The 2,224-nt window shown below is 62.7% G+C and carries 1 protein-coding gene; it reads left to right on the top strand.

Going from position 1 to position 2,224, the window contains the following annotated elements; genetic code table 11:
- Positions 1 to 837 precede the first annotated feature (837 nt).
- A partial coding sequence (locus tag GJR95_RS41945) for a beta strand repeat-containing protein (protein ID WP_394369978.1) occupies positions 838 to 2,224 on the top strand: 1,387 nt, incomplete at its 3' end.

Genomic DNA, 2,224 nt, shown 5'->3' on the forward strand with positions numbered 1-2,224 from the left:
GGCTCGTCCATCTCCGTCAATGTGGCCGGCACCTACTCGGTGACGGGTACGACGACAGGGGGGTGTAGTGATGTAGCTACCGCCACGGTCACCATCAATCCTGTCGCCACCCTCAATGTCACCTCGGCCACCGTCTGCGAAGGCCAGACGGGTACACTCACCGCATCGGGCGCGTCTACCTACCTGTGGAGCAATGGCGCCACTACGGCTTCCATCTCGGTCAATGTGGCCGGCACCTACTCGGTGACGGGCAACAGTGGCTCGGGTTGTACCGGCGTTGGATCGGGCACCCTCACGGTTAGCCCACCCCCCACCGTCAACGTCTCCTCCATCAGCATCTGCGAAGGCCAGAGCGGTACGCTCACCGCATCCGGAGCAACCACCTACCTGTGGAGCAATGGCGCTACGGGCTCATCCATCTCCGTCAATGTGGCCGGCACCTACTCGGTGACGGGTACGACGACAGGGGGGTGTAGTGATGTAGCTACCGCCACGGTCACCATCAATCCTGTCGCCACCCTCAATGTCACCTCGGCTACCGTCTGCGAAGGCCAGACGGGCACCCTTACCGCATCGGGAGCGACCACCTACCTGTGGAGTAACGGGGCCACTACGGCTTCCATCAATGTCAATGTAGCCGGCACCTACTCGGTGACGGGCAACAGTGGCTCGGGTTGTACCGGGGTTGGATCGGGCACGCTCACGGTCAGCCCACCCCCCACCGTCAACGTCTCCTCCATCAGCATCTGCGAAGGCCAGAGCGGTACGCTCACCGCATCCGGAGCATCTACCTACCTGTGGAGCAATGGCGCCACCGGCTCGTCCATCTCCGTCAATGTGGCCGGCACCTACTCGGTGACGGGTACGACGACAGGGGGGTGTAGTGATGTAGCTACCGCTACGGTCACCATCAATCCCGTCGCTACCCTCAATGTCACATCCGCCACCGTCTGCGAAGGCCAGACGGGCACACTTACCGCATCGGGAGCGTCTACCTACCTGTGGAGCAATGGCGCCACTACGGCTTCCATCTCGGTCAATGTAGCCGGCACCTACTCGGTGACGGGCAACAGTGGCTCAGGTTGTACCGGGGTTGGATCGGGCACGCTCACGGTCAGCCCCCCCCCCACCGTCAACGTCTCCTCCATCAGCATCTGCGAAGGCCAAACCGGTACGCTCACCGCTTCAGGAGCATCTACCTACCTGTGGAGCAATGGCGCCACGGGCTCATCCATCTCCGTCAATGTGGCCGGCACCTACTCGGTGACGGGTACGACGACAGGGGGGTGTAGTGATGTAGCTACCGCCACGGTCACCATCAATCCTGTCGCCACCCTCAATGTCACCTCGGCTACCGTCTGCGAAGGCCAGACGGGCACCCTTACCGCATCGGGAGCGACCACCTACCTGTGGAGCAATGGCGCCACTACGGCTTCTATCTCGGTCAATGTGGCCGGCACCTACTCGGTGACGGGCAACAGTGGCTCGGGTTGTACCGGGGTTGGATCGGGCACCCTCACGGTCAGCCCTCCCCCCACCGTCAACGTCTCCTCCATCAGCATCTGCGAAGGCCAAACCGGTACGCTCACCGCTTCAGGGGCATCTACCTACCTGTGGAGCAATGGCGCCACGGGCTCGTCCATCTCCGTCAATGTGGCCGGCACCTACTCGGTGACGGGTACGACGACAGGGGGGTGTAGTGATGTAGCTACTGCTACGGTCACCATCAATCCTGTCGCCACCCTCAATGTCACCTCGGCTACCGTCTGCGAAGGCCAGACGGGTACACTCACCGCATCGGGCGCGTCTACCTACCTGTGGAGCAATGGCGCCACTACGGCTTCCATCTCGGTCAATGTGGCCGGCACCTACTCGGTGACGGGCAACAGTGGCTCGGGTTGTACCGGCGTTGGCTCAGCCACCCTCACGGCGAGTCCTGCTCCAACCGTCAACGTCTCCTCCATCAGCATCTGCGAAGGCCAAACCGGTACGCTCACCGCTTCAGGGGCATCTACCTACCTGTGGAGCAATGGCGCCACCGGCTCGTCCATCAACGTCAGTGTGGCCGGCACCTACTCGGTGACGGGTACCTCTTCGACAGGTTGTTCGGATGTGGCCACCGCTACGGTCACCATCAGTCCAGCACCCGCTGCTGCCCTGACGGCCTCATCGACCACCCTCTGTGCCGGACAGTCGACCACCCTTACCGCCACCGGGGGAACCA

Source organism: Spirosoma endbachense (genome assembly GCF_010233585.1).
Lineage (GTDB): Bacteria > Bacteroidota > Bacteroidia > Cytophagales > Spirosomataceae > Spirosoma > Spirosoma endbachense.